Annotated in this window: 1 protein-coding gene; it reads left to right on the top strand. The window is 39.3% G+C overall.

The annotated features are described in order from the left end of the window. Positions 1-232: hypothetical protein (locus FH871_RS35340; protein ID WP_212768430.1), on the top strand; the 232-nt coding region annotated here is incomplete at its 5' end. Between the last annotated feature and the right edge of the window lie 101 nt (positions 233-333).

The raw sequence follows: 333 nt of genomic DNA, 5'->3' as shown, positions 1-333 counted from the left end.
GTTTAAGTCCATGCCAGCCTATCTTGGTCAGGACATCCACTATTTCGATCATTACAATCCTTTGGTTCGTCAAGAGAATAAATTGCTGCAGTTGGCTATTGAGGATGCTAGGGATGTCTTTTTAAAGACAGAGGCTGGTGTCTATCACGATGCTCCCCGAACCAGTCCATTTTCGGACCTTGGTTTGCGAGCCAGACTGCTCCTAGGCCATTTGAAAAAGCATAGTCAGTAAGTCCGAGTATTAAGCTAAATATTAAAAACTTGCTTATATAAGCAAAAGATAAAAAAGGAGTTTTTTATGAATTACGTTACAAAATTTGCTGAAGGCTTTAT

The sequence above is a fragment of the Larkinella sp. C7 genome (genome assembly GCF_006149005.1).
Taxonomy (GTDB): Bacteria; Bacteroidota; Bacteroidia; order Cytophagales; family Spirosomataceae; genus Larkinella.
Note: the sequence above shows the minus strand (reverse complement) of the source record. Positions and strands in the feature narration are given on the sequence as shown.